General features: G+C 59.9%; 7 protein-coding genes, 1 tRNA gene and 1 other annotated feature. Of the genes, 6 read left to right on the top strand and 2 right to left on the bottom strand.

Going from position 1 to position 4,806, the window contains the following annotated elements:
- The coding region (locus tag ABLA28_RS10425; protein WP_347713608.1) for an efflux RND transporter permease subunit at positions 1-271 on the bottom strand (271 nt) is incomplete at its 3' end.
- Between the two features lie 16 nt (positions 272-287).
- Positions 288-1,508 (bottom strand): efflux RND transporter periplasmic adaptor subunit, encoded by a 1,221-nt coding sequence (locus ABLA28_RS10420; RefSeq protein WP_347713607.1) that lies wholly within the window; start codon positions 1,506-1,508, stop codon positions 288-290.
- Positions 1,509-1,775: 267 nt separating this feature from the next.
- Here ABLA28_RS10420 and ABLA28_RS10415 point away from each other — a divergent pair.
- From ABLA28_RS10415 to rplJ, 6 genes are all read left to right on the top strand, one after another.
- Positions 1,776-1,851: transfer RNA gene (locus ABLA28_RS10415), tRNA-Trp, on the top strand.
- A 50-nt stretch (positions 1,852-1,901) separates the two neighbouring features.
- On the top strand, positions 1,902-2,105 hold the full coding sequence (gene secE, locus ABLA28_RS10410; RefSeq protein WP_299302513.1) for a preprotein translocase subunit SecE: 204 nt from the start codon (positions 1,902-1,904) through the stop codon (positions 2,103-2,105).
- A 66-nt stretch (positions 2,106-2,171) separates the two neighbouring features.
- Positions 2,172-2,714: a transcription termination/antitermination protein NusG gene (gene nusG / locus ABLA28_RS10405; protein ID WP_299302510.1), complete on the top strand. Its 543-nt coding sequence runs from the start codon at positions 2,172-2,174 to the stop codon at positions 2,712-2,714.
- A gap of 75 nt (positions 2,715-2,789) precedes the next feature.
- Positions 2,790-3,215, top strand: a complete 426-nt coding sequence (rplK, locus tag ABLA28_RS10400) for a 50S ribosomal protein L11 (RefSeq protein ID WP_299302508.1) — start codon at positions 2,790-2,792, stop codon at positions 3,213-3,215.
- A 59-nt stretch (positions 3,216-3,274) separates the two neighbouring features.
- Complete coding sequence (gene rplA / locus ABLA28_RS10395) at positions 3,275-3,979, top strand: 50S ribosomal protein L1 (protein ID WP_299302505.1); 705 nt, start codon at positions 3,275-3,277, stop codon at positions 3,977-3,979.
- A gap of 31 nt (positions 3,980-4,010) precedes the next feature.
- Positions 4,011-4,170, top strand: a sequence feature (ribosomal protein L10 leader region).
- Between the two features lie 38 nt (positions 4,171-4,208).
- The gene (gene rplJ, locus ABLA28_RS10390; protein WP_299302502.1) at positions 4,209-4,739 is read left to right on the top strand and encodes a 50S ribosomal protein L10; all 531 of its coding nucleotides are present in this window, start codon (positions 4,209-4,211) and stop codon (positions 4,737-4,739) included.
- Positions 4,740-4,806: the final 67 nt, after the last annotated feature.

The following is a 4,806-nucleotide window of genomic DNA, read 5'->3' as shown; positions in this document are numbered from 1 at the left end:
GGGAGTAGCTGCCGGTGTTGCTGGATGTGGAGCTCATGTAGATCATGTCGTCGACGCCGTTGATCTCGTCCTCCAGGGGGGCGGCCACGGTGTTGGTCAAAGCCTTCGCATCCGCCCCCGGGTAGTTCGCGGAGACCCGGACCTGGGGAGGGGTGATGTCCGGGTACTGCTTTATCGGGAGGTTGAAGGCCGAGATGGCCCCTGCCAGAGCGAGTGCAATCGAGAGGACGACGGCAAAGCGCGGACGTTCGATAAAAAACTGTGAGAACATGTCGATTCTCCCCGAGTCAGGAATTCTTTCCCACGGTACCGCCCGAGTCCGACGGCATGGGGCTGACCGACATCCCGTCCCGCACCGACTGAAGGCCGCGCCGGATTATGGTATCGCCCTCCATGAGTCCCGAGGTGACCTGGCGCATGGAGCCCGACTCGGCGCCGAGCGTCACGCTGCGCCGATGGGCGATGTTGTCCGAGTCCACGACATAGACGTAATCGCCCTGTCCGTCGGCGGCGAGCGCTTCCTGAGGAACCATGATGTCGAGAATGGGGGAGGATGCGGCAATCTCGACCCGGACCATGGAGCCGGGAAGCAGCAGACCCTGATTGTTTCCGAAACGCAGGCGCAGCGTTATCGTCCCCGTTCGCTCGTCCACCGTGTTGTCCTCGAAGTCCCGTTCGCCCGGTACGGGGTAGGCGCTGCCGTCTGTGAGGCGCAGCGTTGTCCTGACGGATTTTTCCTTCACGGTCTTGGAGTGCTCCATTATTTGCAGAAATTCCCGGTCGGGCAGGGAAAAGGACACGCGGATGGGGTCGACCTGAACGATGTTGGCAAGGACGCTGCCCGAGGGGGTGACGTAGTTGCCCTTGGTCATGCCCGCCTTGCCGATGCGTCCCGTGATGGGCGCCTTGATCTTCGTTCGGCCGAGGTCGATCTGTGCGAGTCTGAGCTGGGCCTTGGCCTGAGCGACCTGAGCCTTCGCCTGGGCCGCGTCTCCTGCCGCCGTATCGATGTTCGAGGCGGAGATGCCGTCCTTGCCGATGTTCTTCAACCGCTCGTGGTATCGGGACGCCGTGGCGGAGCTCGCCTCCGCCTTCGCCAGCTCGGCCTGCCTCAGCGCCACGGTGGCCTGGTACTCAGCGGGGTCCAGGGTGAAGAGCAGGTCCCCCTCTTTGACGATAGAGCCCTCCTTGAAGTGAACAGCGGCGATCTCTCCCGGGATCTGGGGCCTGATGTCCACGGTCTGAATGGCCTCGACCTTGCCGATATACTCCTTTTGAGCGCCCAGGTCCTTTTTCTCGACCGTGTACAGGACGACGGAAGCCGCCTGGGGTTGCTGTGCGGGAGCCGCCTCCGCATCCCGGGGCGCCGTTCCGCAGGCTGAGAGGGCAGCGATGCAGCCGACCGCCGCAAGAAGAATCGAAGCCGCCGCCTTCAGGCCCTTTTCGCTGGCCTTCCTTTGGCCGCTTGTCCGGAGTTCCCGATCTTGAGATGTTGTTCCGGTCCTCATTTCGTTCGAAGTCTCCTTTTCCGTTCAGGGTAGTGTGGCGCGAACCCGATCGCGCCCGACAACAAGAGGATAAAATATTAAGGAAAGGTTTTGAAACATGACGGACTCCTTCATGCAACACGCTGCAGAAAGATTATAGAGCAAGACGGATATTTCAGGGCATAATCCCGCTGAGAGAAAATGCGGAGCCTCACCGGCGGACTTGGAGCGAGGTCTCTTGCACAACGGGTGCCGCTGGTGTACAATGTGTGCCGTTGCTTTGAACGCAGGTCCGTAGCTCAATTGGCAGAGCACTGGTCTCCAAAACCGGGGGTTGCAAGTTCGAGTCTTGCCGGGCCTGCCATTTTTTTATTGTCCAGGGTGTCGTTTCGAGGTGCCCGCAGGAGGCAATGCATGGCTAAAGAAGTTGCGAGTTCGATCCCGGGAATCGGTTTCCTGCGGGAGGCCAAGGCCGAGCTAAAGAAGGTGACCTGGCCCGGCAGAAAGCAGATTTGGTTTTCGACGCTGGTCGTTATCTTTTTTACACTTTGTGCCTCCATCTATCTGGGGGCGATCGATTTTCTCCTGACGTGGGTCTTCTCCGGGATCCTGAGCTGACGACGGCTCGTCGGATAGGATCCCAGGCGCGCAGGTGGGGGTGAAGGGACTTTTCCCGAGGTTTTCATGGAGGCACAGGACGAGCGCCGCTGGTATGTCGTACAGACCTACGCGGGCTATGAGAATCGAGTGAAGGCCAACCTGGAGCAGCGCATAGCGACGATGGGGATGGAGAAAAACATCTTCAACGTGCTGGTTCCTGTGGAGGAGCGGGTCTTCGTAAAGGAAGGGAAAAGCCGCAAGGTCTCCAGGAAGCTTTATCCCAGCTATGTGCTTGTGGAGATGCTGCTCGACGAGCAGTCGTGGTACGTCGTGCGGCATACCCCGGGAGTGACGGGATTCGTCGGGGCGGGAAGCCTCCCGCTGCCTCTTTCCGAGAAGGAGGTCCGTGAGCTGATGTCCCGTATTGGCTCGGAGCAGGCCAAGCCCAAGGTGGAGATTAATTTCAGGCTGGGGGATACCGTCACCGTCAGGAGCGGTCCTTTTGAGGGGCAGGCGGGCCCCGTGGTGGAGATCATCCCGGAAAAGGGCAAGGTCAAATTCACGGTCAGCGTATTTGGTCGCGAGACCGTCGTCGAGACCGATTACGACCTCCTGGAAAAGATATGACAGACGTTCCCGTCCCTCTCTGGACGGGATCTGTGCCGTAGATGAGGTTTTATTTAGGAGAGGGGATTTTGTTTCATGGCAAAGAAGGTCGTTGGGCAGATTAAGTTGCAGTTGCCGGCCGGAAAGGCAACGCCTGCTCCCCCCGTGGGGCCTGCGCTGGGCCAGCACGGCGTCAATATTATGGAATTCTGCAAGCAGTTCAACGCGAAGACCTCGGATCAGGCAGGTTTGATCATTCCCGCGATCATTACGGTCTATGCCGACCGGAGCTTCACGTTCGAGCTCAAGACTCCTCCCGCAAGCGTTCTCTTGAAGAAGGCGGCGGGGATCGAGTCGGGGTCCGGGATTCCCAACAAGACCAAGGTGGGGCAGCTCCCCAGAAGCAAGGTACGGGAGATTGCGGAGTTGAAGCGCCAGGACCTCAACGCGAACGACGTCGAGGCCGCCATGCGCATGATCGAGGGTACGGCCCGTTCCATGGGGATTGAAATCCAGGGATAAGGGCAAAAAACAAGTGGCAGAGCTTATGGGCTCGTTATCGACCACGGGAGGTTTTATCGATGAAACGAAGTAAGCGTTACAGAGAGGCGGCCGCCAAGATCGACGGCAACAGGCAGTACGGCCTTCGTGAGGCCGTCGATCTCTTCCATTCGGTGGCGACGGCCAAGTTCAACGAGAGCATGGAGCTGCACATTCGCTTGGGCGTCGACCCGCGCCATGCGGACCAGCAGGTCCGCAGCACGGTGGGCCTCCCCCACGGCACCGGAGTGACCAAGAGGGTGCTTGTCCTCGCCACGGGCGAGAAGGTCAAGGAGGCCGAGGACGCGGGGGCCGATATCGTCGGAGGCGAGGATCTCGTCCAGAAGATAGCGGGCGGCTGGATGGACTTCGATGCGGTCATCGCGACGCCGGACATGATGAAGTCCGTCGGTCGCCTGGGTAAGGTCCTGGGGCCCCGGGGATTGATGCCGAGCGCCAAGACGGGGACCGTGACCTTCGATCTCGCCAACGCCATTCAGGAGATCAAGGCCGGCCGTGTGGAGTTCCGCGTCGATAAGGCGGGGATCGTCCATAACTCCGTGGGTAAGAAGAACTTTACCCCCGACGCCCTTTTCGAGAACGCCAAGGTCCTTCTTCAGGCGATTCAGAAAGCGCGCCCCGCTTCAGTGAAGGGGACGTACATCAAGAGCATCTCCCTGACCTCGACGATGGGGCCCGGGATATCCATCGATCCTGTCGCTGCCGTGAAGGAGCTGTCGGCATAAGGAGGAGGGCCTTTCCCCCTCGCGTTTTTTATCTATAAGGGTTTTTCGACCCCAGAGAGCAGGCGCCTTTTTTGACAAGGGCTTAATCCGATACCTGCCGAGGCTGAGAAACGGAGATGCCGCTCGAGACGCGGCGAATCTGTTCCTGTGTCCCTCGGCCTTTCAGGTCGGGGGACTTTTTGATGGGTTTTGAGGAACATTGGAATTTGATGTCGAGGAGGTGAAAATGATGCCTGCAAAAATCAAATACGAACAGGTCGCGGTTTTGAGGGAGAAGCTCGAAAGGACCGAGGCCGTCTTTGTGGGGGAGTATCGGGGAATGACGGTGGCTCAGAGCACCGCGCTTCGCGTGAAGGTCCGCGCGGCGGGCGGGGAGCTGAAGGTCGCCAAGAACACCCTTTTTGCGATTGCCATGAAGGAGGCCGGCCTCGAGTCGTTGCCGGACTCCATGGTGGTGGGGCCGAACATCTATGCGCTCTGCTACGGGGACCCCGTCGGGGTTGCCAAGGTGCTCAAGGAGTACTCCACCGACAAGACGCAGAAGGCCTTTGTTCTGAAGGGCGGACTTTTGGGCAAGATGGCCCTGGACCAGAGCCAGGTTTACGCATTGGCCGATCTTCCCTCGAAGGATGCGCTGGTGGGGCAGGTCGTCCGTACTATCGCCGCGCCCCTTTCCGGGCTGGTCACCGTGCTTTCCGGGACGATGCGAGGTCTGGTCACGTGCCTTGGGCAGATCCGGGACAAAAAAGAGGCCGCTTAGGCCGAGGCTTTTCCCGCCGTTGTTCCGTTCTTTTTGTTTGTCAGGGGCCCCGGGGTGCATTGGGGCC

It is taken from the genome of uncultured Fretibacterium sp., from assembly GCF_963544685.1.
In the GTDB taxonomy this organism is placed as follows: Bacteria; Synergistota; Synergistia; order Synergistales; family Aminobacteriaceae; genus CAJPSE01.
This window is presented reverse-complemented; position numbering and strand designations above follow the sequence as displayed.

Bases quoted from the DNA above. Each gene is read 5' to 3' on its own strand.
- rplJ (WP_299302502.1), top strand. From the start codon at position 4,209: ATGCCTGCAAAAATCAAATACGAACAGGTCGCGGTTTTGAGGGAGAAG.
- rplK (WP_299302508.1), top strand. From the start codon at position 2,790: ATGGCAAAGAAGGTCGTTGGGCAGATTAAGTTGCAGTTGCCGGCCGGA.
- secE (WP_299302513.1), top strand. From the start codon at position 1,902: ATGGCTAAAGAAGTTGCGAGTTCGATCCCGGGAATCGGTTTCCTGCGG.
- nusG (WP_299302510.1), top strand. From the start codon at position 2,172: ATGGAGGCACAGGACGAGCGCCGCTGGTATGTCGTACAGACCTACGCG.
- ABLA28_RS10420 (WP_347713607.1), bottom strand. From the start codon at position 1,508: ATGAGGACCGGAACAACATCTCAAGATCGGGAACTCCGGACAAGCGGC.
- rplA (WP_299302505.1), top strand. From the start codon at position 3,275: ATGAAACGAAGTAAGCGTTACAGAGAGGCGGCCGCCAAGATCGACGGC.